The organism is Streptomyces sp. HNM0645 (genome assembly GCF_030056615.1).
Taxonomy (GTDB): domain Bacteria; phylum Actinomycetota; class Actinomycetes; order Streptomycetales; family Streptomycetaceae; genus Streptomyces; species Streptomyces marianii.
In genome coordinates this window covers 44,305-68,888 of the sequence record NZ_JASHLT010000045.1, presented here as the reverse complement: position 1 = coordinate 68,888, position 24,584 = coordinate 44,305, and the positions used below count along the sequence as shown (strand labels likewise).

General features: G+C 71.7%; 26 protein-coding genes and 1 pseudogene. 9 read left to right on the top strand and 18 right to left on the bottom strand.

Annotated features, from left to right (window positions below):
- Positions 1–279 precede the first annotated feature (279 nt).
- From QMZ92_RS27325 to QMZ92_RS27315, 3 genes and pseudogenes are all read right to left on the bottom strand, one after another.
- Positions 280–513, bottom strand: coding sequence for a hypothetical protein (locus QMZ92_RS27325; protein ID WP_502962152.1), 234 nt, complete (start codon positions 511–513; stop codon positions 280–282).
- A gap of 454 nt (positions 514–967) precedes the next feature.
- On the bottom strand, positions 968–1,579 hold the full coding sequence (locus tag QMZ92_RS27320) for a DNA-3-methyladenine glycosylase (protein WP_283300162.1): 612 nt from the start codon (positions 1,577–1,579) through the stop codon (positions 968–970).
- 14 nt (positions 1,580–1,593) lie between these two features.
- A pseudogene (locus QMZ92_RS27315) lies at positions 1,594–1,832 on the bottom strand (DNA-3-methyladenine glycosylase); the annotation flags it as partial.
- Between the two features lie 85 nt (positions 1,833–1,917).
- On the opposite strand from QMZ92_RS27315, the gene QMZ92_RS27310 reads away from it, so the two are divergent.
- From QMZ92_RS27310 to QMZ92_RS27300, 3 genes are all read left to right on the top strand, one after another.
- Positions 1,918–2,700: a sporulation protein gene (locus QMZ92_RS27310; RefSeq protein WP_283300161.1), complete on the top strand. Its 783-nt coding sequence runs from the start codon at positions 1,918–1,920 to the stop codon at positions 2,698–2,700.
- 67 nt (positions 2,701–2,767) lie between these two features.
- A complete protein-coding gene (locus QMZ92_RS27305; protein ID WP_283300160.1) occupies positions 2,768–3,301 on the top strand; it encodes a YbhB/YbcL family Raf kinase inhibitor-like protein in 534 nt (177 codons plus the stop codon).
- A 172-nt stretch (positions 3,302–3,473) separates the two neighbouring features.
- Positions 3,474–4,019 (top strand): HNH endonuclease, encoded by a 546-nt coding sequence (locus QMZ92_RS27300; RefSeq protein WP_283300159.1) that lies wholly within the window; start codon positions 3,474–3,476, stop codon positions 4,017–4,019.
- Positions 4,020–4,130: 111 nt separating this feature from the next.
- On the opposite strand, the gene QMZ92_RS27295 is transcribed toward QMZ92_RS27300, so the two are convergent.
- The 4 genes from QMZ92_RS27295 to QMZ92_RS27280 all read right to left on the bottom strand — a co-directional run bounded on the left by QMZ92_RS27295 (position 4,131) and on the right by QMZ92_RS27280 (position 7,364).
- Positions 4,131–4,907, bottom strand: a complete 777-nt coding sequence (locus tag QMZ92_RS27295; protein WP_283300158.1) for a sulfite exporter TauE/SafE family protein — start codon at positions 4,905–4,907, stop codon at positions 4,131–4,133.
- 77 nt (positions 4,908–4,984) lie between these two features.
- Positions 4,985–5,968 (bottom strand): SPFH domain-containing protein, encoded by a 984-nt coding sequence (locus tag QMZ92_RS27290; protein ID WP_283300157.1) that lies wholly within the window; start codon positions 5,966–5,968, stop codon positions 4,985–4,987.
- 115 nt (positions 5,969–6,083) lie between these two features.
- Complete coding sequence (locus QMZ92_RS27285; RefSeq protein ID WP_283300156.1) at positions 6,084–6,512, bottom strand: NfeD family protein; 429 nt, start codon at positions 6,510–6,512, stop codon at positions 6,084–6,086.
- A gap of 60 nt (positions 6,513–6,572) precedes the next feature.
- On the bottom strand, positions 6,573–7,364 hold the full coding sequence (locus QMZ92_RS27280; RefSeq protein ID WP_283300155.1) for an ABC transporter ATP-binding protein: 792 nt from the start codon (positions 7,362–7,364) through the stop codon (positions 6,573–6,575).
- Between the two features lie 127 nt (positions 7,365–7,491).
- Between QMZ92_RS27280 and QMZ92_RS27275 the strand changes: the two genes are divergently transcribed.
- Complete coding sequence (locus QMZ92_RS27275) at positions 7,492–8,289, top strand: Rv1486c family protein (protein ID WP_283300154.1); 798 nt, start codon at positions 7,492–7,494, stop codon at positions 8,287–8,289.
- 444 nt (positions 8,290–8,733) lie between these two features.
- Here QMZ92_RS27275 and QMZ92_RS27270 read toward each other — a convergent pair whose 3' ends face one another.
- The 3 genes from QMZ92_RS27270 to QMZ92_RS27260 form a co-directional block, all read right to left on the bottom strand.
- On the bottom strand, positions 8,734–8,976 hold the full coding sequence (locus QMZ92_RS27270; protein ID WP_283300153.1) for a chaplin: 243 nt from the start codon (positions 8,974–8,976) through the stop codon (positions 8,734–8,736).
- Between the two features lie 186 nt (positions 8,977–9,162).
- Entirely contained in the window at positions 9,163–9,792 is a 630-nt protein-coding gene (locus tag QMZ92_RS27265) for a response regulator (RefSeq protein WP_283300168.1), read from the bottom strand.
- Between the two features lie 58 nt (positions 9,793–9,850).
- A complete protein-coding gene (locus QMZ92_RS27260; protein WP_283300152.1) occupies positions 9,851–10,996 on the bottom strand; it encodes a GAF domain-containing sensor histidine kinase in 1,146 nt (381 codons plus the stop codon).
- A 181-nt stretch (positions 10,997–11,177) separates the two neighbouring features.
- Here QMZ92_RS27260 and QMZ92_RS27255 point away from each other — a divergent pair, with 181 nt between their 5' ends.
- The 3 genes from QMZ92_RS27255 to QMZ92_RS27245 all read left to right on the top strand — a co-directional run bounded on the left by QMZ92_RS27255 (position 11,178) and on the right by QMZ92_RS27245 (position 14,010).
- Positions 11,178–11,876 carry an SDR family NAD(P)-dependent oxidoreductase gene (locus QMZ92_RS27255; RefSeq protein ID WP_283300151.1) on the top strand — a complete coding sequence of 233 codons (699 nt, stop codon included), beginning with the start codon at positions 11,178–11,180 and terminating at the stop codon, positions 11,874–11,876.
- Complete coding sequence (locus QMZ92_RS27250) at positions 11,873–12,973, top strand: S-adenosylmethionine:tRNA ribosyltransferase-isomerase (RefSeq protein ID WP_283300150.1); 1,101 nt, start codon at positions 11,873–11,875, stop codon at positions 12,971–12,973. The genes QMZ92_RS27255 and QMZ92_RS27250 overlap by 4 nt, the downstream gene beginning before the upstream one ends.
- Before the next feature lie 290 nt (positions 12,974–13,263).
- A complete protein-coding gene (locus tag QMZ92_RS27245) occupies positions 13,264–14,010 on the top strand; it encodes a transglycosylase SLT domain-containing protein (protein WP_283300149.1) in 747 nt (248 codons plus the stop codon).
- A gap of 105 nt (positions 14,011–14,115) precedes the next feature.
- Here QMZ92_RS27245 and QMZ92_RS27240 read toward each other — a convergent pair whose 3' ends face one another.
- Complete coding sequence (locus QMZ92_RS27240; RefSeq protein WP_283300148.1) at positions 14,116–16,665, bottom strand: ABC transporter ATP-binding protein/permease; 2,550 nt, start codon at positions 16,663–16,665, stop codon at positions 14,116–14,118.
- A 726-nt stretch (positions 16,666–17,391) separates the two neighbouring features.
- On the opposite strand from QMZ92_RS27240, the gene serB reads away from it, so the two are divergent.
- On the top strand, positions 17,392–18,606 hold the full coding sequence (serB, locus tag QMZ92_RS27235) for a phosphoserine phosphatase SerB (RefSeq protein ID WP_138056048.1): 1,215 nt from the start codon (positions 17,392–17,394) through the stop codon (positions 18,604–18,606).
- Positions 18,607–18,772: 166 nt separating this feature from the next.
- Here serB and QMZ92_RS27230 read toward each other — a convergent pair whose 3' ends face one another.
- The 4 genes from QMZ92_RS27230 to QMZ92_RS27215 all read right to left on the bottom strand — a co-directional run bounded on the left by QMZ92_RS27230 (position 18,773) and on the right by QMZ92_RS27215 (position 21,486).
- Complete coding sequence (locus tag QMZ92_RS27230) at positions 18,773–19,291, bottom strand: SixA phosphatase family protein (protein ID WP_138056047.1); 519 nt, start codon at positions 19,289–19,291, stop codon at positions 18,773–18,775.
- Between the two features lie 109 nt (positions 19,292–19,400).
- Positions 19,401–19,754: a hypothetical protein gene (locus tag QMZ92_RS27225; RefSeq protein WP_283300146.1), complete on the bottom strand. Its 354-nt coding sequence runs from the start codon at positions 19,752–19,754 to the stop codon at positions 19,401–19,403.
- Positions 19,755–19,901: 147 nt separating this feature from the next.
- Entirely contained in the window at positions 19,902–20,018 is a 117-nt protein-coding gene (locus QMZ92_RS27220; protein WP_267905275.1) for an SGM_5486 family transporter-associated protein, read from the bottom strand.
- A gap of 4 nt (positions 20,019–20,022) precedes the next feature.
- The gene (locus QMZ92_RS27215) at positions 20,023–21,486 is read right to left on the bottom strand and encodes a CynX/NimT family MFS transporter (protein ID WP_283300145.1); all 1,464 of its coding nucleotides are present in this window, start codon (positions 21,484–21,486) and stop codon (positions 20,023–20,025) included.
- Between the two features lie 129 nt (positions 21,487–21,615).
- On the opposite strand from QMZ92_RS27215, the gene QMZ92_RS27210 reads away from it, so the two are divergent.
- Positions 21,616–22,290: a FadR/GntR family transcriptional regulator gene (locus tag QMZ92_RS27210; protein WP_283300144.1), complete on the top strand. Its 675-nt coding sequence runs from the start codon at positions 21,616–21,618 to the stop codon at positions 22,288–22,290.
- 254 nt (positions 22,291–22,544) lie between these two features.
- On the opposite strand, the gene QMZ92_RS27205 is transcribed toward QMZ92_RS27210, so the two are convergent.
- The 3 genes from QMZ92_RS27205 to fabG form a co-directional block, all read right to left on the bottom strand.
- A complete protein-coding gene (locus QMZ92_RS27205; RefSeq protein WP_283300143.1) occupies positions 22,545–22,883 on the bottom strand; it encodes a hypothetical protein in 339 nt (112 codons plus the stop codon).
- A gap of 201 nt (positions 22,884–23,084) precedes the next feature.
- Positions 23,085–23,855 (bottom strand): enoyl-ACP reductase FabI, encoded by a 771-nt coding sequence (fabI, locus tag QMZ92_RS27200; protein WP_138056042.1) that lies wholly within the window; start codon positions 23,853–23,855, stop codon positions 23,085–23,087.
- 4 nt (positions 23,856–23,859) lie between these two features.
- Positions 23,860–24,579 carry a 3-oxoacyl-[acyl-carrier-protein] reductase gene (fabG, locus tag QMZ92_RS27195; RefSeq protein ID WP_283300142.1) on the bottom strand — a complete coding sequence of 240 codons (720 nt, stop codon included), beginning with the start codon at positions 24,577–24,579 and terminating at the stop codon, positions 23,860–23,862.
- Positions 24,580–24,584 lie beyond the last annotated feature (5 nt).

Here is a 24,584-nt window from a genome sequence, read left to right as displayed (position 1 = left end):
CAGATCCGATTTCCGTTCCGTTCCCGGTTCGGAATTCATTTCCGGTGGCCGTTGGAGGGCCTTTCGCCTTTCGGCTGCCTTTCGGCGTGGTCACTACGCTAGCCGATTCTCCCGGCGACTCATAATCGAGGCGATCGAGGCGAATTTCGGCATGCCGAAACCGCACCCGCTTGGGTTTGTCGTAGGTAGTGGATGGCCGCTCCGGGGCTGTAGAACAGCAGTCCCTGCTCATGCGGCTCGGGCTACGTTAGGCGTCTTGCGACGCCGAGTCAAGTTGCCCTACGGCGTGGTGAGTGGGGCCGGTACGGACTCGCTGTCGGGGTCGCCGTCGAGCCGGTAGTGCCAGGGACGAGTGGCTCCGTCCCCGCGGACAGCGGTGGGCGGCCCGCTCCGTACCTGGTCGATGACGGGCGGGGTGGCCGGGAGGACGGTGAGCGGCGCGGGGGCGCCGTTCGCGTCGGAGCAGACGTTCGCGCCGTCGAGGCTCCGGTCGGTACCGAGGGCCGTCGCCAGCCGAGCCGGTCCTTTGGCCAGTTCCCTGCTACTGCGGGCTGAAAGTCGGCGTTCTCAGGCGAGTTCCTCGCCCACTCGGATCGCGCCTGCGCGGAGGCTGCTGAGCCAAGAGGCCGCATCGACTACGTGCGGATCCGTCGTCATGCGGGTCTGCGAGTGGGTCGAGCAGCGGCTACCGCACGCTTCCGGCTCCATCGTGGTGCAGGGCGACGTGTCCGACACGTGCACGCCCACGCAGGGGGAAAGGCTGGTGGAGATCCCCGAGAGCGTTCTTCGCGAGGCCGGTGGTGCTCCTGGACGGTGAAGAGTCGCGGGCGATGCTCCGGGGCTTCCGGTGGGGAGCGTGGCGGCTGGAGGCCCTGCCCCCAGTACCTCGTACCGCAGGAGGCGGAAGGACTTGAAGCCTTCCGGGCAGGCAATCGCCACCGGGGTCGTGAGCGAGGCGCAGAGCGGCTCAGGCACCGGCGGAGGGTCTCGCCCTCGGGCTCAGCCGGTAGGCCGAGACCGTCGGATCACCGGCGAGGTAGAACCGGTGTTGCCAGTCGTGGGCCTTGCTCACGCCCACCCGAGGACCAACCCGGATGAGCGCGGCGGGTACCGGCTCACCCTCGGACAACACGACCGAGGTACCTGTCAGGAGGTCTGCGCCGTTGTGCTCTCCCGAGATGCCGAGTGCCTGGCAGAAGTTCCCCGGGCCTCGGGCAAGACGTGGACTCTCGACCCTCTCCCCGCGTCGCTCGCGTGCCAGGTCTTCCCCCTCGATCACCCTGCCTGCCCGGACGAGCACAGCCGAGGCGATGCCCTCCGTCCCGGTGACGACGTTGGCGCACCAGTGGAGACCGTGGGACCGGTACACGTACAGGTGTCCTGCGGGTCCGAACATGACGGCGTTGCGGGGTGTCCGGCCCCGGTAGGCGTGGGAAGCCGGGTCGGCCGTACCGGAGTACGCCTCGGTCTCCGTGATGGCGATGCTCACGGTTCCCTCGGGGGTCTTGCAGGTGAGAACGCTCTCGAGGAGCCTGGGGGCGACCTCTTCGGCAGGATGGGCGAGGAGATCAACGTTCATGCCGACCGCCTCGTGACGTACGCGTGTCCGGGCGGCCCGGGCATGGCCCCGTTGCGGCGGTGCGGCCGCGGAAGGCGTGCGAGCCGGGGTCGGCCTCCCCCGCGCAGGCCTCCACCTCGGTGAGCCGGAACTCGATGGGACCGTCCTCGGTGCGGCGCTCCAGCGTCCGGCCACGGAGGTCGGGCGCGGCCTCCAGGACGGGCCGGTCGAAGAAGTCCCGGGGCAGCGGCGTACGGTCGGGGCTCTCGATCATGCCGTACGAGGGTACTCGTCCCGTCCGGGGAACCGGCTACCGTCGTCGCGCGTATGTAGAGGTCAGTACACAGGAGGGATGGAACATGGGCTTCAAGAAGCTGCTCGCGAGCCTCGGGGCCGGCGGGGCGTCGGTCGAGACGGTGCTCACCGAGGACAACGTCGTGCCCGGCGGAGTCGTCCAGGGCGAGGTGCGCGTCCAGGGCGGTTCGGTCAACCAGCAGATCGAGGGGCTGTCCGTCGGGCTGCAGGCGCGGGTCGAGGTCGAGGGCGGCGACCAGGAGGTCAAGCAGGACATCGAGTTCGTCAAGCAGCGGCTCGGGGGCGCCTTCGAGGTACAGGCCGGCGCGGTGCACGTGGTGCCGTTCGGGCTGGAGATCCCGTGGGAGACCCCGGTCACGACGATCGCCGGACAGCGACTGCGCGGCATGGACATCGGTGTGACGACCGAGCTGGAGATCGCGCGCGCCGTGGACTCGGGCGACCTGGACCCGATCAACGTGCACCCGCTGCCCGCGCAGCAGGCGGTCCTGGACGCGTTCATCCAGCTGGGTTTCCGTTTCAAGAGCGCGGACATGGAGCGCGGACACATCCGCGGGACGCGCCAGCGGCTGCCCTTCTACCAGGAGATCGAGTTCTTCGCGCCGCAGCAGTACCGGGGGCTGAACCAGGTCGAGGTCACGTTCGTCGCCGACGACCGCGAGATGGACGTGGTCCTGGAGATGGACAAGAAGCCGGGGCTGTTCAGCGAGGGCAGTGACTCGTACCGGGCGTTCACGGTGGACCTGCACGACTTCCAGGGGACGGACTACGCCGCGTACCTCAACCAGTGGCTCGCTGAGGTCGGCGGCCGTCGTAACTGGCTGTAGGGCTCTAGGCTCGTTGGCGTAAGCGCGCGAGCGTAAGCGCGGCACTCCCGATTACGGAGGTTCAGACGTGTCCGAGGCGAAGAGGGCTCCGCTGCCTCATGACTTCCATCCGCAGGTGCCGTCGTTCATCGTGACGAGTACCGACGTCGAGGACGGCGGCGTCCTGCATGACGCCCAGGTCCGCTCGGCGGGCAACTCGTCCCCGCAGCTGCGGTGGGAGGGCTTTCCGGCGGGGACGAAGAGCTTCGCCGTGACGTGCTTCGACCCCGATGCGCCGACGGGCAGCGGGTTCTGGCACTGGGTGCTGTTCGACATCCCGGCGTCGGTGACCGAGCTGCCGGCCGGTGCGGGCGGCGGGAAGTTCGAGGGTCTGCCGGAGGGGGCCCTCCACGTCCGCAACGACTACGGGACGAAGGACTTCGGCGGCGCCGCGCCGCCGCCCGGCGACGGTCCGCACCGCTATGTGTTCACCGTGTACGCGGTGGACTCCGAGAAGCTGGGCCCGGGTGACGACGTGTCCCCCGCCGTCGTGGGCTTCAATCTGCGGTTCCACACGCTGGCGCGGGCTCAGCTGATCGGCGAGTACGAGAACCGCGGCTAGCTCCACCAGCGTTCGCCTGTTGTTTGCCCGCTCCTGGTCTTGGAGAGATCAGGAGCGGGCATCTTTCGTTTGCGCGGATATTGCGTTGTCCATCGCGGCGTGCCCGGCCAGAGTTGATCCCAGCCCAGAGCCCGCCACTAGGGCCGGGCCGGCACACGGGAGGTGGGGCACAATGCGGGACACGCTGGTACTGAATGCGAGCTTCGAGCCGCTTTCGACGGTGACGCTCAACCGTGCGGTGGTGCTGGTGCTGCAGGACAAGGCCGTGGTCGAGCAGGCCCACCCCGCGCTCCGTGTGCGTGCGGCCGCGGTGGAACTACCGGTGCCGCGGGTGATCAGGCTCTGCAGATACGTACGGGTGCCGTTCCGAAGACAGGCGCCGTGGTCGAGACGGGGTGTGCTGGTGCGGGACCAGCACCGGTGCGCCTACTGCGGGAAGCGGGCGACGACCGTGGACCATGTGGTGCCGCGGTCGCAGGGCGGTGCGGACAGTTGGCTGAACACGGTCGCGTCGTGCGCGGAGGACAATCACCGCAAGGCGGACCGTACGCCGGAGCAGGCCGGGATGCCCCTGCTGCACGAGCCGTTCGTGCCGACGCCGGCGGACGCGATGCTGCTCGCGCTGCGGGTGGGTGAGCGGTCGTCGCTGCCGGAGTGGCTAGGGCAGCACGGCAACGGGCACGCGGGTGATCGGCACGCTGTGCGGTCGGCGGCCTGAACCGGCGAGTGCCGGCACCTGCCCCGCGGTCCGGGGTGAGTCGTGGATGTACGCGCAGGCCCGCTCCCTCGTGGGGCGGGCTTCCGTGTGCCGTCGGCGCGGGAGGAGCCGTCACCGCAGGACGAGCTGGACGATGGCGGCCGATCCCACGAGCACGATGAAGGTCCGCAGCACCACGGGTGAGAGCCTGCGGCCGATCCTGGCGCCGATCTGGCCGCCGATGGCGGAGCCGACCGCGATGAGCAGGACGGCGGTCCAGTCGAAGTGCGCGACGAAGAGGAAGAACAACGCGGCCACGGTGTTGACGATCGCGGCGAGCACGTTCTTCGTGGCGTTGAGCCGCTGCAGGCTGTCGCCGAGCAGCATGCCCATGACGGAGAGGTAGATGATCCCCTGGGCCGCGGTGAAGTAGCCGCCGTAGACGCTGGCGAGCATCAGGGCCGTGAAGAGGACCGGTCCTCCGTCGGGGTGCGGTGCGCCGGTGCCGCGGCGCTCGCGGCGGCGCTGGACGGCGGCGGAGATCCGGGGTTGGAGGACGACGAGGACGAGGGCGAGCGCCACGAGGACCGGGACGATGGTCTCGAAGGCCGTCGGCGGCAGCAGGAGCAGGAGCATCGCGCCGGCGAGGCCGCCGATGAGGGCGGCGAGGCCCAGACGGACGATACGGCGCTTCTGGCCGGTGAGTTCGGCGCGGTAGCCGATGGCTCCGCTGATCGACCCCGGTATCAGGCCGAGGGCGTTCGAGACGGTCGCGGTGACGGGCGGGAGTCCGGTGGCCAGCAGGACCGGGAAGGTGATGAGGGTTCCCGAGCCGACGATCGTGTTGATCGTGCCCGCTGCCGTGCCGGCCACGAAGATCGCGACTGCTTCCCAGACGGACAAGGCCATCTCCTCACATGATCAGTGCGTCCTCCCCGCCGTCGAGGTCGAGGGGCCGCACCGATCATGCACGACCGGGGGTGGTGTCAGTCGATCGGGGGCTGCTCACGTCGCTCCGTGCCGCCGCTCTGGCGGGGGATTCCGGAGTTCCCTCCGCTGTTCCCGCTGCCGCCGTTGCCTCCGTTGCCGGACAGGGGTCCGCCGAAGCTGCCGATGGCGCCGGAAAGGCCCTTGAGCGCGTCGCCGATCTCGCTGGGCACGATCCAGAGCTTGTTGGCGTCGCCCTCGGCGATCTTCGGGAGCATCTGGAGGTACTGGTACGAGAGCAGCTTCTGGTCGGGGTCGCCGGCGTGGATGGACTCGAAGACCGTGCGGATCGCCTGGGCCTCGCCCTCGGCGCGCAGGGCCGCGGCCTTGGCCTCGCCCTCGGCGCGGAGGATGGCGGACTGCTTCTCGCCCTCGGCGGTGAGGATCTGGGACTGGCGGATGCCCTCGGCGGTGAGGATGGCGGCTCGCTTGTCGCGGTCGGCGCGCATCTGCTTCTCCATCGAGTCCTGGATGGATGTCGGCGGCTCGATGGCCTTGAGTTCGACGCGGTTGACGCGGATGCCCCATTTGCCGGTGGCCTCGTCGAGGACGCCGCGGAGGGCGGCGTTGATCTCCTCGCGGGAGGTGAGGGTGCGCTCGAGGTCCATGCCGCCGATGATGTTGCGGAGGGTGGTGACGGTGAGCTGCTCGATCGCCTGGATGTAGCTGGCCACTTCGTAGGTCGCGGCGCGGGCGTCGGTCACCTGGTAGTAGATGACGGTGTCGATGTTGACGACGAGGTTGTCCTGGGTGATCACCGGCTGGGGCGGGAAGGGGACGACCTGCTCGCGGAGGTCGATCCGGTTGCGGATCGAGTCGATGAACGGGACGACGATGTTCAGCCCGGCGTTCAGCGTGCGCGTGTAGCGGCCGAACCGCTCCACGATGGCGGCACTTGCCTGCGGGATGACCTGGATCGTCTTGATCAGGGCGATGAAGACCAGCACCACCAGAATGACCAGAACGATGATGATCGATGGCATCGTGCTTCCCGTGCCCTTCGCTGCCGGATGAGTCTCTGATGATCGAGTTTCCCAGACCGCGGCCGGTCGTGGGTGAGGTTCCGTCACATGATCATGTCGAACCGTCACCCGTATGTCACATCACCACGGCCGTCGCGCCGTCGATCTCGACCACGTCCACCTGCTCCCCCGGTTCGAAGACCCGGGAGGCGTCGAGGGCCCGGGCCGACCAGATCTCGCCGGCGAGCTTGATGCGGCCGCCGTCGCCGTCGATCCGCTCCAGCACGACGGCCTGACGGCCTCTCAGGGCGTCGATTCCGGTGGCGAGTCGGGGTCGCTGAGCGCCGTGACGCGCCGCGATGGGGCGTACGACGGCAATGAGCGCGACCGAGACGGCGGCGAACACCACCACTTGCGCGACCACGCCGAACCCGAGGCCCGCGGTGACGGCTCCGGCGACCGCGCCGACGGAGAGCATGCCGAGTTCGGGCATGGCGGTGATCACGAGGGGAATCCCCAGGCCGACCGCTGCGACGAGCCACCACACCCATGCGTCGATGTCCACAAGGGCATGGTAGGGCGGCGAACGCCGCCCCGACAGGGCGCGACCGCGAAGCGGCGGCGGTCAGGCGAGCGGCAGGCCCTGGGCCGTCCAGCGCTCGCCGTTGCGCTCGACGACGAGCGGGAGACCGAAGCAGAGGGAGAGGTTTCGGGAGGTGAGCTCAGTCTCCATCGGGCCCGCGGCGAGCACCTTGCCCTGACGGATCATCAGGACGTGGGTGAAGCCGGGTGCGATCTCCTCGACGTGGTGGGTCACCATGATCATGGAGGGTGCGAACGGATCGCGGGCGAGCCGGCCGAGGCGGCGCACCAGGTCCTCGCGGCCGCCGAGGTCGAGGCCGGCGGCGGGCTCGTCGAGGAGGAGCAGTTCCGGGTCGGTCATCATCGCGCGGGCGATGAGGGTGCGCTTGCGCTCGCCCTCGGAGAGGGTGCCGAACTTGCGCTCCAGGTACTCGGACATGCCGAGGCGGTCGAGGAAGGCGCGGGCGCGCTGCTCGTCGACGGCGTCGTAGTCCTCGTGCCAGGTGGCGGTCATGCCGTAGGCGGCGGTGAGGACGGTCTGCAGGACCGTCTGGCGCTTGGGCAGCTTCTCGGCCATGGCGATGCCGGCCATGCCGATGCGGGGGCGGAGCTCGAAGACGTCGACCCCGCCGAGCCGGTCGCCGAGGACGGTGGCGGTGCCGGTGGTGGGGAACAGGTAGCTGGAGGCGATGTTGAGGAGAGTGGTCTTGCCGGCGCCGTTCGGGCCGAGGATCACCCAGCGCTCGCCCTCCTTGACCGACCAGGAGACGTCGTCCACCAGAGCACGTCCGTCGCGGACCACGGATACGTCCACCAGCTCCAGTACATCGCTCATGAGCGCGTTGTCTCCCCATGCAGTCGTCGAGTCTCGGGCCCTGCGCGCCAGTGGGCGCGGCTCCCCAGGTAAACCTACGCCACCCGCCCTGTGCTCCCGCCCCGGGTCCGGTACCTAGGCTGGGTCCATGCTCTCGGAACCACGCTCAGGACGCCTGGCCGCTTGGGGAAATGCCCTTCTGGCCGGACTTGTATCACCCGATGACGCAGTGACCGCGATTGTCGGGGACGACGCGGTGCATCGCCTGGAAGGACTCCCCGGCGAGAACGGACCGGTCGGGCTCACGCTGGGGCTGGGACGACTGCGTACGGCCGGGGCGCGGGGGTTCCGGGTCGCCCTGCCCGCACCGGGGCATCCGCTGGGCCTGAGCGGGCCGCCGGAGTTCAACGCGCGGGCGCTGGAGGCGGCGGAAGCGGTCGTCTGCCACGGTGTCGCCTACGGCCTGGTGCCCGAGGTGCACGAAGCGGGGCCGGACGGCGATGTGCACGTCGAAGTGGTCTGGCACTGTCTGCCGGTGCGGGAGGCCCCGCCCGCCGACGTGCCCTCCCTCGGCGAGGCGGAGCGCGAACTCGCGGAGGGGCTGCGGGAGGCCACGGAGGTGCTGTCGCGGCTGGACGTGGCGGCTTCCGGGCCGGCTGCCGAGGCGGCGCTGGACGCGTACCGGGCGCGGGCCGAGGCGAAGGCGGCCCGCGAGGTGCTGGCGCCCGGCTATCCGGCCCGGGCGGTGCGCGTCCTGGAGCTGGCGCGGCGGATCGGGCTCCTGCTGTCGCTGGCGTACGAGAACGGGCACGGCGGGGCGATGAGCGCGTCGGAGATGGCGGCCCGTGGGGCGGCGCTGCGCCCGGTGGAGCGCGTGGCGCGGCGCGCGCAGGTGGCGGCGTACAACGCCTACGTGGAGGACCAGGAGCGCCGGGCGGGTCTCTGACGGGCACGGGGGGTGTCGTCCCCGGGCGCGGGTCGCTTGCACGGATCCGGCACGGATCGCCGTATGCGGCGGGCAGGGGCGGGGGTCCCGTCTCGCGAGCCAGGCGCCGCCGAGGGGTGTGCGGTCGCGGTCGGGCAGCGCGCCGAGTGGCGGACGCGCCTCCGCGGTCGGGGCGCGGTGGCGGCCGCCGTCGTGCGGCCCTGTGGATGCCTCCCGCAGGTGTCCGTCGTAGATGTTCCCCATGGTGTCCGTGGTGGGTGTCCGTCGGGCAGTGGCGCCGCACACGGACGCACCGCAGGCGCGGACGGCACGGGCCGTCGTCGTAGGCCGCACCGATGCCCGGCCCGGTGGGGATGCCCGACGACACCGGGCACGCCAGCGGACCCCGGGACGGGGCCGGGGTCCGCTGGGTGCTGCCGGGCCGCCAGCGGGCCGACGGCTCGTTCAGCCGTTGACGCCCGCGTTGCCGAAGGCCGGGTTCAGGGCGCCGATGACGTTGACCGTGTTACCGACGGCGTTGACCGGGATGTGGACCGGCGCCTGAATCAGGTTTCCGGAGCCGACGCCCGGGGAGTGCGTGGCGTGGCCGTCCGCGTGCGCGCTGGTGGCGGACGCGACACCGGCGCCTGCGGCGACGATTCCACCGGCGACCATGGAGACGGCGAGGGCCTTCTTCAGGTTCTTCACTTCAGGATCCTCCTAGGCGTCACCGCGGCGGGACCGCCGCGGCTCGCCCTGGAGAACGCCCGGGACGCCCGAGGAGATACGCCGTGTGGGCGACATACACACGACGGTATGAATCTCACACCGGAGGGAACCGGTCCGCTTCCCTCTGCGGATGACCTGCCGAAACGTTCCGATCGGCTCCGGATGTCAGCCGGAGAGCCCGTGCCGCACGGCCCAGAGCGCCGCCTGGGTGCGGTCCGCGAGGTCGAGCTTCATCAGGATGTTCGACACATGCGTCTTCACGGTCTTCTCCGAGAGGACCAGCGCCCGGGCGATCTCCCGGTTGGAGCGGCCGTCGGCGATCAACCCGAGCACCTCCCGCTCCCGCTCGGTCAGCGACGTGCCCCTCCCCTGCCCGCCGCCCGGCTCGTCCTGGGCCAGGAGCGCTCCCGCCACCTCCGGCTGGAGCAGCACGTGGCCCGCGTGCACGGAGCGGATCGCCGCGGCCAGCGCGTCGGGGTCGACGTCCTTGTAGACATAACCGGAGGCACCGGCGCGCAGTGCGGGGACGACCGTGCGCCGCTCGGTGAAGCTCGTCACGATCAGGACCTTCGCGGTGTTGTCGAGCGCGCGCAGCTTGCGCAGCGCCTCGATGCCGTCGGTGCCGGGCATCCGCACGTCCATCAGCACGACGTCGGGCCGCAGTTCCTCGGCGCGGGCGACCCCCTCGTCGCCGTCGCCCGCCTCGCCCACGACCTCGATGTCGTCCTGCACCTCGAGGAAGGTGCGCAGACCGCGGCGGACCACCTGGTGGTCGTCCACGAGCAGCACGCGGATCGCACCCCCGTCCCCCGGCGCCCCGCCGGCGGGGCGCTCCGCGCTCCCGCTTTCCCTCTCAGCCACCGGGAACCTCCATCTCGACCGTGGTGCCCTTTCCGGGCGCCGATTCCACCGTGAGCGTCCCGCCGACGCCGCTCGCCCGGTCGCGCATGGAGACCAGGCCGAGGTGGCGGCCGGCCCTGCGGACCGCCGCGGGCTCGAAGCCCCTGCCGTCGTCGGTGACGCTGAGGACCGCGCCCTGGCCGCGCCGGGCGAGACTCACCGCGACCCTGGGCGCGCCGGAGTGCCGCAGCGCGTTGTGGAGGGCTTCCTGGGCGACCCTCAGCAGGGCCTCCTCCTGGGCGGCGGGCAGGGCGCGGACCCCGCGGCTGTCGAAGGTGACGTGTGCGGTGTGGGCGCGGTCGAGGACCTGGACCTGGGTGCGGAGCGTGTCGACCAGGCCGTCCTCGTCCAGGGCGGCGGGGCGCAGTTCGACGACCGCCGCGCGCAGCTCGTCCGCGGCCTCCGCGGCGAGCGCGGCCACCTGCTGCAGCTCGCCCTTGGCCCGCGCCGGGTCGCGGTCCACGAGGCGGGCCGCGGCCTGCGCGGTCAGCCGGAGGGAGAACAGCTTCTGGCTGACGGCGTCGTGGAGCTCGTGCGCGAGCCGGGAGCGCTCCTCGGCGATGGTGAGTTCGCGGCTGCGCTCGTACAGCCGGGCGTTGGTGAGGGCGATGGCGGCGTGCTGGGCGAGGATCGACAGCAGTTCCTCGTCCGCCTCCGTGAACCCGCAGCCCCCGTCGGGCTTGGGGCACCGCTTGTTGGCGAGGAACAGCGCGCCGATCGTCTCGTCGCCGTCCTTGACGGGCAGGCCCAGGAAGTCGGCCATGTCCGGGTGGGCCGAGGGCCAGCCCTCGAAACGGGGGTCCTTCCGTACGTCCGCGAGCCGCTCGGTCCTCGCCTCCCTCAGCATCGCGGCGAGGACGCCGTGCTGGCGCGGGAGCGGTCCGATCGCCCGCCACTGCTCGTCGCTGACACCGTCGACGACGAACTGGGCGAAGCCTCCGTGGTCGTCGGGCACGCCGAGCGCCGCGTACTCCGCGTCGAGCAGCTCACGGGCCGAGGCCACGATCGTCTTGAGGACGTCGCGGACCTCGAGATGCCTGCTCATGGCCAGCAGGGCGGTGCTGACGGCGGCCAGCCCGGAGCTCGGTCGATGGCTCATGGGATCACCGTACCGGGGTGCCGTGACGGTGCGTATCGGCCTGTGGACGGCGGCGGACCCGGTCCCGGGGCCTAGGTCGAAGTGCCCTGCCCGGTACGGGCGCGGGGACGAGGCGGCCGGCCCCGGCGCGGAGACAGCCTGAGTCCGGAACGGCATCGCACAGTAAGAGGGGACGGACGTCATGCCTGTCGCGATCGTCACGGGAGCCTCGAAGGGGCTCGGGCACGCACTGGGGGCCGCGCTCGCGCGGCGCGGCTGGGATCTGGTGCTGGACGCCCGGACGGCGCCGGTCCTGGAGGCGTCGGCGGAGGAACTGCGCCGGTACGGGACCGGAGTGAGGGCTCTGCCCGGGGACGTCACGGACGCCCGGCACCGCGCCGAACTGGTGGCCGCTGCCCGTGAGCTGGGCGGTTCCCTCGATCTGCTGGTGAGCAACGCCAGCGCGCTGGGCGCGGAGCCCCTGGTGCGACTGGAGGAGCTGCCGTTGGAGGGACTGCGAGCGGCGCTGGAGACCAACGTGGTGGCGGCGCTGGGTCTGGTGCAGGAGGCGCTGCCGCTGCTGCGGGCCGGTGCGCCGGGCGCGGTGGTCGCGGTGTCGTCCGACGCGGCGACCGGGGCCTACGGAACGTGGGGCGGTTACGGGGCGTCGAAGGCGGCTCTCGACCGGCTGGCGGCGGTACTGGCGGTCGAGGAACCGGCGCTGCGGGTGTGGGCGGTCGACCCCGGCGACATGGGAACGGATCTGTACGCGGCCGCGGTACCGGGCGACGACGACCCGAGGCCGGCGCCCGACGAGGTGGTGCCGGGGTTCCTGCGGCTACTGGACGAGCGGCCGGCGAGCGGGCGGTACGCGGCTCCGGCGCTGGTGGCCGGCCGATGAGCGTGCTGGAGGCCCTGCGGGTGCCGGACGGGCTGTCGGCGCGGGTCCCGGCGGAGGAGCGCGGGGACGGGCGCGACGACGTGCGGCTGATGGTGTCGCGGGGTACGGCCGTGACGCACCACGCGTTCCGCGGGCTGCCCGGGCTGCTGCGGGCCGGGGACGTCCTGGTGGTGAACACCTCCGCGACGCTTCCGGCGGCTGTGAACGCGCGGCTGGGCGGGGAGCGGCTGGTCGTCCATTTCTCCACACGCGCGGACCGGGAGCGCTCCGGGACGGCGGCCGGGGGCGGGGGGCTGTGGGCGGTGGAGCTGCGGTCGCCGGACGGGACGGGCAGCACGCTGCCTCGGGCGGGAGGGCCCGCGGGCGCGCGGATACGCCTCCCCGGGGGCGGAGTGCTCGTGCCGCAGGAGCCTCTGGTGAAGGGCTCGCCCCGGCTGTGGTGGGCCGCCGTGTCGGTGGACGTGCCGGGGCTGATGGCGCGGTACGGCAGACCGATCCGGTACGGGTACACCGAGCGGGACCAGCCGCTGTCCGCGTATCAGACGGTGTTCGCGCTGCCCGCGCGGGACGGGGCGGGCTCGGCGGAGATGCCGAGCGCGGCGCGGCCGTTCACGGAGCCGCTGGTGGCGGAGCTGGTGCGGCGCGGCGTGCTCTTCGCCCCGGTCACACTGCACACGGGGGTGGCCTCGTCGGAGGCGCACGAGCCGCCGTACCCGGAGCGGTTCGAGGTGCCGGCGGCCACGGCGTGGCTGGTGAACGCGGCCCGGGCCCGCCGTCGGGCCGGTGCGGGCGGGCGGATCGTGGCGGTCGGGACGACGGCGGTGCGGGCGCTGGAGTCGGCGACGGGTCCGGACGGGACGGTGCGTCCCGCGGCGGGCTGGACGGACCTCGTCGTCACACCCGCGCGGGGGGTGCGGGCGGTGGAGGGCCTGCTGACGGGCCTGCACGAACCGGCGGCCTCGCATCTGCTGATGCTGGCGGCGATCGCCGGACGTGAGGCGCTGACCAGGAGTTACACGGAGGCGGTACGGCATCTCTACCTCTGGCACGAGTTCGGCGACGCCCATCTCGTCCTTCCGGACCAGGACACTCACTGAGTGCATTGCTGGAGCAACGGATCGTGAGTGCGACGGTGGCGCGATGTGAGCCCGCACATAGGACGCACATCACTTACGAAGCGCGCTAGTGGATACATAAAGGACATGTGAGCAGGCCAAGGTGAGTGACTTGTCCGATTTTGGGGGTTCCGGGTCCACTACCGGGGATCGTATGTCACACCTTTGCCACAGCATTTTGCGGCCGCTAAGAATTGCGTCCGTCGCCGCCGAGCAGGCGCTGCGCCGCCCCGGCCGAAGCGACTCCCGCTATTCGAAGAGGTACGTCTCGCATGTCCGCGTCCCGCACCCCCGGCTTCCGCCGTATGTCCAAGACCCACAAGTTCTCGATTGCCGGTGTGGCCGCCGTTGGCGCCTCCGCCCTCGCGTTCTCGCTCGTCCCGGGCAACGCCGTCGCCGGCACGGAGACGCAGGCCGCGCCGGCCTCCGAGGTCGCCTGGTCCACGACCGTCGACACCGCGAAGGCCACCGCGCTGCAGACCAGCATCGCCGAGCAGAACGCCTTCACCGCCGCCCAGGCCAAGGCCGCCGCCCAGGCCAAGGCCCAGGCCGCCGCGAACGCCAAGGCCGCCGCCAAGGCCCAGGCCGCCGCCCGGGCGAAGGCGAAGGCCGCCGCCGCCGCCAAGGCCGAGGCCGCCGCCAAGAAGCGCGCCGCCGAGCAGGCCGCCAGCCGTGCCGCCGCCCGCAAGCCCGTCTACGCGAACAACCTGGACGGCTGGATCCGCGAGGCCCTGGACATCATGAAGAAGCACAACATCCCGGGCACCTACCACGGCATCTACAAGAACGTGATGCGTGAGTCCAGCGGCAACCCGCGCGCGATCAACAACTGGGACATCAACGCCGTCAACGGCGTCCCGTCGAAGGGCCTGCTGCAGGTCATCAAGCCGACCTTCGACGCCTACCACGTCCCCGGCACCGCCAAGGACCAGTACGACCCGGTCGCCAACATCGTCGCCGCCTGCAACTACGCGGCCGACCGCTACGGCACGATCGACAACGTCAACAGCGCCTACTGACGGACGCGACGACAGGGACACACACGTGCCGGAGGGCGGCACCCGATCGCGGGTGCCGCCCTCCGGCGTCGTCCGTACCGCCCGGAGGCCGGGCGGAGGGGTCCGCTACTTGCGCATGACCTCCGGCTCGTGGCGGCGCAGGAAGCGCGCCACGAAGAAGCCGCACAGTGCGCCGAGCGCCAGGAGGGCGGCCATGTCCAGGCCCCAGGCGCCGATCTCGTGGTCCCAGAGAGGGTCGGTGTTGCCGGGGTCGTCCTGGTCGGGCCTGATCCTGTTGAGGTCCAGGGTGGCGCCGGCCGCGGCGACCGCCCAGCGGGACGGCATCAGGTACGAGAACTCGTTCACACCGATGGTGCCGTTGAGAGTGAACAGGCAGCCGGTGAAGACGATCTGGACGATCGCGAACATCACCAGCAGCGGCATGGCCTTCTCGGCCGTCTTCACCAGCGCCGAGATGACCAGGCCGAACATCATCGAGGCGAAACCGAGCGCCATGATCGGCAGCGAGAGTTCCAGCAGCGCGGCCGAGCCGAGGACCAGCCCCTCCTCGGGGATCTCCCGGGCGGCGAAGCCGATCGCGCCGACCAGGGCGCCCTGGAACACGGTGATCAGACCGAGGACGATCACCTTGGACATCAGGTACGCGGAGCGTGACAGGCCGGTCGCCCGCTCCCGCTCGTAGATCACCCGTTCCTTGATCAGCTCGCGGACCGAGTTGGCGGCACCGGAGAAGCAGGCACCGGCCGCGAGGATCAGCAGCACGGTCGTGGCCGTGCCGTTCGGGATGATCCTCCCGCTCTGCGGGTTCACGCCGTTGGGCAGCAGGCCCTTGTCCGGATCGATGAGCAGGCTCACCGCGCCGATGACGGCGGGCAGGAGCACCGTCAGCGCGAGGAAGCCCCGGTCGGAGGAGACCACCGAGACATAGCGCCGCATCAGTGTGCCGAGCTGGGAGAACCAGCCCTGCGGCTTCGGCGGCCTCATCGCCTGCGGCGGAGGCATGTGCACCGACTGCGGGGCGACGGCGTCGATGTCCGCGGCGTACACCTGGAAGTGCTGCGAGCCCTTCCAGCGGCCCGCCCAGTCGTAGTCGCGGTAGTTCTCGAAGGCGGAGAACACATCGGCCCAGGTCTCGTAGCCGAAGAAGTTCAGTGCCTCCTCCGGCGGGCCGAAGTACGCCACCGAGCCGCCGGGCGCCATCACCAGCAGCTTGTCGCACAGCGCCAGCTCGGCCACCGAGTGCGTGACCACGAGGACGGTGCGGCCGTCGTCGGCGAGGCCGCGCAGCAGTTGCATGACGTCGCGGTCCATGCCCGGGTCGAGGCCGGAGGTCGGCTCGTCCAGGAAGATCAGCGACGGCTTGGTCAGGAGCTCCAGGGCGACGGAGACGCGCTTGCGCTGGCCACCGGAGAGGGAGGTGACCTTCTTGTCCTTGTGGATGTCGAGCTTGAGCTCGCGCAGCACCTCGTCGATGCGGGCCTCGCGCTCGACCGCCGTGGTGTCCGCCGGGAAACGCAGCTTGGCCGCGTACGTGAGCGCCTTCTTGACGGTCAGCTCCTTGTGCAGGATGTCGTCCTGCGGGACCAGACCGATGCGCTGGCGCAGCTCGGCGAACTGCTTGTACAGGTTCCGGTTGTCGTAGAGCACATCGCCCTCGTTGGCCGGACGGTAGCCCGTGAGCGCCTTGAGCAGGGTCGACTTTCCGGAGCCGGAGGGGCCGATGACCGCGATGAGGGACTTCTCCGGGACGCCGAAGGAGACGTCCTTGAGGATCTGCTTGCCGCCGTCGACCGTCACCGTGAGGTGGCGGGCGGAGAAGGAGACCTCACCGGTGTCGACGAACTCCTCGAGGCGGTCGCCGACGACCCGGAACGTCGAGTGACCGACGCCGACGGTGTCGTTCGGGCCGATGAGCGCGGTGCCGGACTTGGCGAGCGGCTGGCCGTTGACGTACGTGCCGTTGTGCGAACCGAGGTCGTGGATCTCGAAACGGCCGTCGGGCGTCGCACGGAACTCGGCGTGGTGGCGGGAGACCTGGAGGTCGGAGACGACAAGATCGTTCTCCAGCGCACGGCCGATGCGCATCACACGGCCCAGGGACAGCTGGTGGAACGTGGTGGGGCTGCGGTCGCCGTGGACCGGCGGGGCCCCCGCGGCACCGCCGGGCGTCTTCTGGACGTAGTGGTCGCGCGGGCCCTGCTGGTGCGGCACCTGGGCGGCGGCCGGCTGCTGCCACTGCTGCTGGGCCTGGGGCTGGGGCGCCTGCTGCTGGGCCCAGCCCTGCTGGGCGGGGGCCTGCGGCGACGGCTGGGCCTGGGCGGCCTGCTGCGGTACGGCTCCCTGCGCGCTGTACGCGCCGGCTTCGGTGCCGGACAGGCTCAGCCGCGGGCCGTCGGTGGCGTTGCCGAGGTGCACCGCGGAGCCGGGGCCGAGCTCCATGTGGTGGATGCGCCGGCCCTGCACATACGTGCCGTTGGTGCTGCCGTGGTCCTCGATGGCCCAACTCCGGCCGCCCCAGCTGATCGTGGCGTGGCGCCACGACACCCTGGCGTCGTCGATCACCACGTCACCCTGGGGATCCCGCCCCAGGGTGTACGACCTGGACGGATCGAGGGTCCAGGTCCTTCCGTTCAATTCCAGTACGAGTTCCGGCACTCCATGCCCCACTAGTTGTCCCCCGAGCTACCCCCGCGACGGGAGTCTAGGGATGGCGAACATCGTGGGGAACTATTCCAGGCACGGTCGCGTATCCGAAAGTCGGGCCTTGTGAAGACGGCCACCGCCCGTCCGCCCGTGCGCCGTTGAGGGTGGAGAAAAACGTCCGGAGCGTGGCATGCACCCACGAGCACCCACGGATCATGCGTGAAGGGGGCAAGTCGGGGCGGATCGTGGGCCCGGCACAGACGGGCTCCGGGCGACGAGGCCTGCGAGGCTGCGGACGCTCGGGCGGCGCCACGGGTCGGGCCGGGCGGGGGGCCGTAGGCAACCGCGGGCGCGGCCCCGTGGGAGGACCGCGGGCCAAGCCGTCCGCCCGGCGGTCCCCGCCGCGGGTGACCCGCGGGGACGACTGGCGCACCGGCGATCCGGCGCACGGGACGGCGCGAGCGGCACGCCGGTGGTACGGCGCTCGAGGGGTGGACGGCGACGGGCGCCGGGCGGCTCCGCGCACCGGGCGCGAGGAGGTCCGCCCTCCCGCCCCGGCGCGGACGGGACCGGGCCGCCGGGCGTGCGGGATCCCACCCTTCCGGGTCCCCCGTTCGGCCCCCGTCGGCCCTGCGGCAATCCCGGCGCCACCTGCACGTAGCCTGGCAGGGGCGGGGCTGTCCGGTACGCGGGACGGGGCGGCGCCCGGCACGGAGTGCCCGATACGGTGGGAGCACCATGAGCGCATCGCAGCCCCCGCAGACGCCCGACGTCCCCACCCTGCTGGTGAAGATCTTCGGGAAGGACCGTCCCGGTATCACGGCCGGGCTCTTCGACACCCTCGCCGCCTTCTCGGTCGACGTGGTCGACATCGAGCAGGTCGTCACGCGGGGGCGCATCACCCTCTGCGCACTCGTCACCGAGCCGACCGCCGGCACCGAGGGCGAACTGCGGGCCACCGTGCACAGCTGGGCCGAGTCGCTGAGACTGCAGGCCGAGATCATCTCGGGTCTCGGGGACAACCGGCCCCGGGGCAGCGGGCGTTCGCATGTGACCGTGCTCGGGCATCCGCTGACCGCGGAGTCCACGGCCGCCATAGCGGCCAGGATCACCGGCACGGGCGGCAACATCGACCGTATCCACCGGCTCGCCAAGTACCCGGTCACCGCCGTGGAGTTCGCGGTCTCGGGCTGCGAGACCGAACCGCTGCGCACCGCACTGGCGACCGAGGCGGCGGAGATCGGGGTGGATGTCGCCGTCGTCTCGGCCGGACTGCACCGCCGGGCGCAGCGCCTTGTGGTCATGGACGTCGACTCGACCCTGATCACCGACGAGGTCATCGAGCTGTTCGCCGCGCACGCGGGCTGTGAGGCGGAGGTCGCCGAGGTCACGGCGGCCGCGATGCGGGGGGAGCTGGACTTCGAGCAGTCGCTGCACGCCCGGGTCGCGCTGCTGGCGGGCCTGGACGCGTCGGTGGTGGACAAGGTGCGCACGGAGGTGCGGCTCACCCCGGGCGCGCGCACCCTGATCCGTACGCTGAAGCGGCTGGGCTTCCAAGTGGGCGTGGTCTCGGGCGGGTTCACCCAGGTCACCGACGACCTCAAGGAGCGTCTGGGCCTCGACTTCGCCTCGGCCAACACCCTGGAGATCGTGGACGGGAGGCTGACCGGACGCGTCACCGGCGAGATCGTGGACCGGGCCGGCAAGGCCCGGCTGCTGCGGCGCTTCGCGGCGGAGGCCGGGGTGCCGCTCGCCCAGACCGTGGCCATCGGCGACGGCGCGAACGACCTGGACATGCTGAACGCGGCCGGGCTCGGCGTCGCCTTCAACGCCAAGCCCGTGGTGCGCAGGGCCGCCGACACGGCCGTCAACGTGCCCTTTCTGGACACGGTGCTGTATCTGCTCGGGATCACCCGCGAAGAGGTCGAGGCCGCGGACGCCCACGAGGACTGAGACGGGGACCGGGACCGGCCGGTGCCACCGCACCGGTACCTGCGGACGGACGGCCCCGGCCGCAGGTACGGGCCGCCCGGAACGGTCGGCGCCGGTGGCCGGCGAGGAGTGACGGGCCCCGGTGCAACGAGTGCGCACCGGAACGTTTCCCGGCGGCGTACCCCGGTCAGTCGTGCGGGGCCCAGTAGTCGATGAGCGTGCCCACGCCGTGCTCGACGGACTTCCAGGAACCGGAGAAGCCGACCACGGCGAACGCCGCGGTCGGGAAGCCGCCGCGGCTCATCCGCTGCAGGGTGTCGCCCTCCGCCTTCCCCGCGAGGGCGTCGGCGAGGGCGTGCATCCCTGGGTTGTGACCGATGAGCAGCAGATCGGTGACCTCGTCCGGGGTCTCGTTGAGCAGCGCCAGCAGATCTCCGAGCGAGGCCTCGTAGAGCCGCTCCTCGTACACGGTCCTGGGCCGCTCGGGCAACTCCTGGACGGCGAGCTTCCAGGTCTCGCGGGTCCTCGTGGCGGTCGAGCACAGGGCAAGGTCGAAGGGGATGCCGGTGTCGGCGAGCTTGCGGCCGGCGACGGGGGCGTCGGTGCGGCCCCGGTCGGCGAGCGGCCGCTCGTGGTCGGACACCTGGGGCCAGTCGGCCTTCGCATGGCGGAGTAGGACGATCCTTCGCGGTGTATCGGCGCTCATGCTCCCCAGCTTCGCATGAAATCAGCCAGCGGGCGCAGGGTGTTGAGGGGTCGCCGCACGAAGCGGGAGCACGTCCGCGGCGGCCGGCAAGGCGGTGGTGGCGCCCGGTTCAGGGGCCGGTCAGTGCCAGCTGGATCCAGCCGAGGAACACCACCGGCGAATGGTCGGCGGCCTGTGCCCGGCCCGCGGCGGTGGCGAGCAGGAAGAGCGCGGAGAAGGCGATCACCGGCGGGACGAGGGCCCACCACCTGAGCCCGGTGCCGACAGCCCACGGGCCGATTCCGGCTCCCCGCGGGCCGGTGCAGGCGCTCCGCGGGCCGACGGCCTCGCGCCGTTCCGGGCCGCCGGTGGTCCTCGGCCCGGTACCGGCTTTCCCCGGCCGGGTACCGCCGCTCCCCGCGCAGGCATCACCGCCGTCGGCCGCCGCCGGTGCGTGGTGCCGGGGGTGCGTACGGGCCGACATGGCCGCCTCCGTGAGGTCCGAAGCTGGGCTCCTGCTGAGCTGCTTCCAACCTACGGATCATGGACCGGGCCGCCCATCCGGTGGGCCACCCACTTCCCCCTGACACGCGCCCTTAGGGGACGGTGGGGAAAACCCCCGTCGCCGCGGTCAGGGCGAGGCGATCGAGGCGATGATTCCGATGATCACGGTGATGCCGATCATCGTGCCGAAGACGAGCAGGAGCTTCTTCTGGCCGTTCGGGGGGTTCGGGTCGAGCACAGGCATGGGGTCAGTGTCGCATCCCGGCTTCGTCCTCGACCGTGCGGTCCCGGCCCGCGAGGACACCGGCCGCCATCTGCGGCACGGTCAGCCCCGCCATCAGCGCCAGCGGCAGGCCCCAGCCACCGCTGTGCTGGTGGAGGACGCCTACGAGCAGCGGCCCGGGGATGGAGATCAGATAGCCGGTGCTCTGGGCGAAGGCCGACAGCCGGACGACCCCGGTGCCGGTGCGGGAGCGCATTCCGATCATGGTGAGCGCGAGGGGGAAGGCGCAGTTGGAGATGCCGAGCAGCAGCGCCCAGGCCCAGGCACCGGCGGCGGGGGCGAGGAACAGGCCCGCGTAGCCGGTCATTCCGCACAGCCCGAGCGCGAGGACGATCGGACCCTGTGTCCTCAGCCGGGCGGCGAGCCGGGGGATCACGAAGGCGAGTGGCACGCCCATGACCATGGTCACCGCGAGCAGCACGCCCGCGGTGCCGGCCGGGACGCCTGCGTCGCGGAAGATCCGCGGCATCCAGCCCATGGTGATGTACGCGCCGGTGGCCTGGAGGCCGAAGAAGCAGGCGAGGGCCCAGGCGGTACGGCTGCGGGCGATGCGCGGCGCGAACGCCTGGTCGGCACCGGTGCGGGCGGGCGCGGTCCGGGCCGGGCGCCCGGCGGGCGACGGAGCGGGCGATCCGGTGGCGGGGCCCGGGCCCGGCGCGATGGCAGCGTACCGGGTGCGACCGGGCACTCGCGCCGCGCTGCTGCCCGAGGCGGCGGTCGCGGTCGAGCCCGGCGACTCCTGGCACGGGCCGATGGCCGCGGTCGTGCCGGAGGTGCCCGTGCCCCGGTCGCGGACCAGGGGGATCCACGGCAGTACGGCGGTGGCCGCGAGCCCGGCCCAGACCGCCAGACCGGTGCGCCAACTGCCTCCCAGCGCCTGGGTCATGGGCACGGTCGCGGCCGCCGCGACGGCGGTGCCGAGGGAGAGCGCCATGGAGTAGAGACCGGTGACGCTGCCGATACGGTCCGGGAACCAGCGCTTGACGATCACCGGCATCAGCACATTGCTGACGGCGATGCCCATGAGGGCGAGCGCGCTGGCGGCGAGGAAGGCCGCGGTTCCTCCGGCGAAGGGGCGGAGCGCCAGGCCCGCGGTGACGGCCACCATGCCGGCGCAGACGACCGCGGCGGGCCCGAAGCGGCGGGCCAGCCTGGGTGCGGTGAGCCCGAAGACGGCGAAGCAGAGCGGAGGCACGGCGGTGAGCACACCGGCCACGCTGCCGCTCATGCGGAGCCCGCCCTGGACCTCCTCCAGGAGGGCGCCGAGGCTGGTGATGGCGGGCCGGAGGTTGAGTGCGGCGAGCACGAGACCGGCGACGACGAGCCGGAGGACCCAGGCCGGCGTCCTTCCGGCGGGGGACGCGGAAGAATCGGTGGTGGTACGGATCGCCGTGGCGGCGGGGCTCAGGGTCTGGGTCTCGTCCGACATGGACCCATCATAGAATCATGGGATGATTGGTTGTCCAATCCCGGACCATCGCGCGAGGCCCGGCTGCGGGAGCACCGGAGCCGACGCGGGACGGCCGGGTCGTGGACCCTCCCCCGGACAAGGAGCACCATGGCGCTGACCTCTCCCCGGCGGTCCGCCCTCTCGGACCAGGTCATCACCGAGCTGCGGAACCAGATCACCTCGGGTGAGTGGCCGGTGGGCTCACGGATCCCGACCGAGCCGGAGCTGGTCGAGTTGCTGGGCGTCGCCCGCAACACCGTCCGTGAGGCGGTCCGGGCGCTGGCGCACAACGGACTGCTGGACATCCGCCAGGGCTCCGGCACCTACGTGGTGGCCACGAGCGAGCTGGCCGGGGTGATGCACCGCAGGTTCGCCGACGCCGATCCGCGCCACATCGCCGAGCTGCGCTCCACGCTGGAGTCCTCGGCGGCGCGGCTCGCCGCGGAGCGGCGCACCGAGAAGGACCTGAGGCAACTGGACGCGCTGCTGGCACGGCGCGAGGAGGCGTGGGAGTCCGGCGACGCCGAGCGGTTCGTCACCGCCGACGCCACCTTCCATCTGGCCGTGGTCGCGGCCTCCCACAACGACGTGCTGACCGCGCTCTACGCCGACCTGGGCGATCTGCTGCGCGACTGGCTGCGGGACGACGTGGGCCGGGAGCTGCGCCCGGAGAGCCACATGGACCACGGCCGGCTCGTCGAGGCGATCCGCGCCCACGACGGCGGTACGGCGGCCGCAGAGGCCGCGGGCTACCCGTTCCAGTGCATGCGCGGCGGGACCTGAGCCGCACACGGCGGGATGCACGGCACGCACGCCCCGCGGCCGTCGCCGGGCGAGCGGCGGAGCGTGAGCGGTGCGCGGAGACCGGGCCGACCCGCCGGCCGGCCCCCGCTTCGTACACGTGGGACACGGTGAACGCACCGGAACGACCGCGCCCGCGTCCGGCCGCCGGACATCAGGCCCTGTCCTGGCTGCGCTCGCCGTCGTCTTCGTCGTGTGGGGTCCCGGACGCACCGGACGCCGCCGCCCCGGACACCTCAGCGCCGCAGATGGCTCACCCGCACGCTGCGAATCTCCTTCCAGCAGCGTTCGCTGAGTGTGGCGCGACCGGTCGGGCCGAGGTCGACGGGCGTGCTGTCCGCGTCCACGTCCCACCAGCGTTCGCACTCGACGTGGAGCTGGACCCGGTCGGTGTCCAGGTAGGGATTGTGGCAGTGGGCCGTGGCCCTGGAGCCTTCGACGTAGACGCTGCAGGCGGCCCCGAAGGGCCGGGGCGCGGGCTCGCCCGGCGGCTCGGAGACGGCCGCCGTGGAGGCGGGCCACACCAGGGCCGCGAGCACCCCGAGCACGGACGCGGATCGCCACGACGTAAGCACAACCAGGACCTCCTCGGCCGTACTGCGACTCGCGCCGCTGCTGCACCACAAGGGAGGGATTGCCACTCCAGGGTCCCCCGGCCGGACGCCGGCCCGCCCGTTGCGTTGACCCGAACGGGCGATGCCCCGGCCCCCCGCGCACAGCGGGTGACCGGGGCATCGAAGGCGACCGGGTGAATGCCGTCCGAGGATGACGCTGCGTCACGCACCCATCATGTGCACGCCACCGTCGACATGGATGATCTCGCCCGTGGTCTTCGGGAACCAGTCGGACAGCAGGGCGACGATGCCGCGGCCGGCGGGATCCGGGTCGGACATGTCCCACTCCAGCGGGGAGCGGTGGTTCCACACGTCCGCGAGGTCGCTGAAGCCCGGGATGGACTTCGCGGCCATCGAACCGAGCGGGCCCGCCGAGATCAGGTTGCAGCGGACGTTCTGCTTGCCCAGGTCACGGGCGACGTAGCGGGAGGTGGCCTCCAGCGCCGCCTTCGCCGGACCCATCCAGTCGTACTGCGGCCACGCGAACTGGGCGTCGAAGGTCAGACCGACCACCGAGGCACCCTCCTGCGGGAACAGCGGCAGGCAGGCCATCGTCAGCGACTTCAGCGAGAACGCCGAGACGTGCATCGCGGTCGAGACCGACTCGAACGGCGTGTTGAGGAAGTTGCCGCCGAGCGCGTCCTGCGGGGCGAAACCGATGGAGTGGACGACTCCGTCCAGACCGCCGAGCTCGTCGCGCACGACCTGCTCCAGGCGTCCGAGGTGCTCGTCGTTGGTGACGTCGAGCTCGATGACCTTGGTCGGCTTCGGGAGCTTCCTGGCGATGCGCTCGGTCAACGTGGGCCGGGGAAAGGCCGTCAGGATGATCTCCGCACCCTGCTCCTGGGCCAGCTTCGCGGCGTGGAAGGCAATGGACGACTCCATCAGCACACCGGTGATGAGGATGCGCTTGCCGGCGAGGATTCCACTCATGTGATCAGTGACCCATGCCCAATCCGCCGTCAACCGGGATGACGGCTCCAGTGATGTACGAGGCGTCGTCGGAGGCGAGGAACCGCACCGCGGCGGCGATCTCCTCCGGCTGCGCGTAGCGGCCGAGCGGGACCTGCGAGACGATGCCCGCGCGCTGCTCTTCGTTGAGCACCTTGGTCATGTCGGTGTCGACGAAGCCGGGCGCGACGACGTTGAAGGTGATGTTCCGCGAACCGAGCTCGCGGGCGAGGGAGCGGGCGAAGCCCACCAGTCCGGCCTTGGAGGCGGCGTAGTTGGCCTGGCCGGCCGAGCCGAGCAGGCCGACCACGGACGAGATCAGGACGACGCGGCCCTTCTTGGCGCGGAGCATGCCTCGGTTGGCGCGCTTCACGACACGGAAGGTGCCGGTGAGGTTGGTGTCGAGGACCGTGACGAAGTCCTCCTCGGACATCCGCATCAGCAACTGGTCCTTGGTGACGCCGGCGTTCGCGACGAGCACCTCCACGGGGCCGTGCTGGTCCTCGATCTCCTTGTAGGCCTGCTCCACCTGTTCGGCGTCGGTGATGTCGCAGCGGACGGGCAGGCAGCCCAGCTCCACCAGGTCCGCCGGCGGCTCACCCGACCGGTACGTGATCGCGACCTTGTCTCCGGCCTCGGCGAAAGCGCGGGCGATGGCGAGGCCGATGCCCCGGTTTCCTCCGGTGACGAGAACCGAGCGGCTCAACGGAT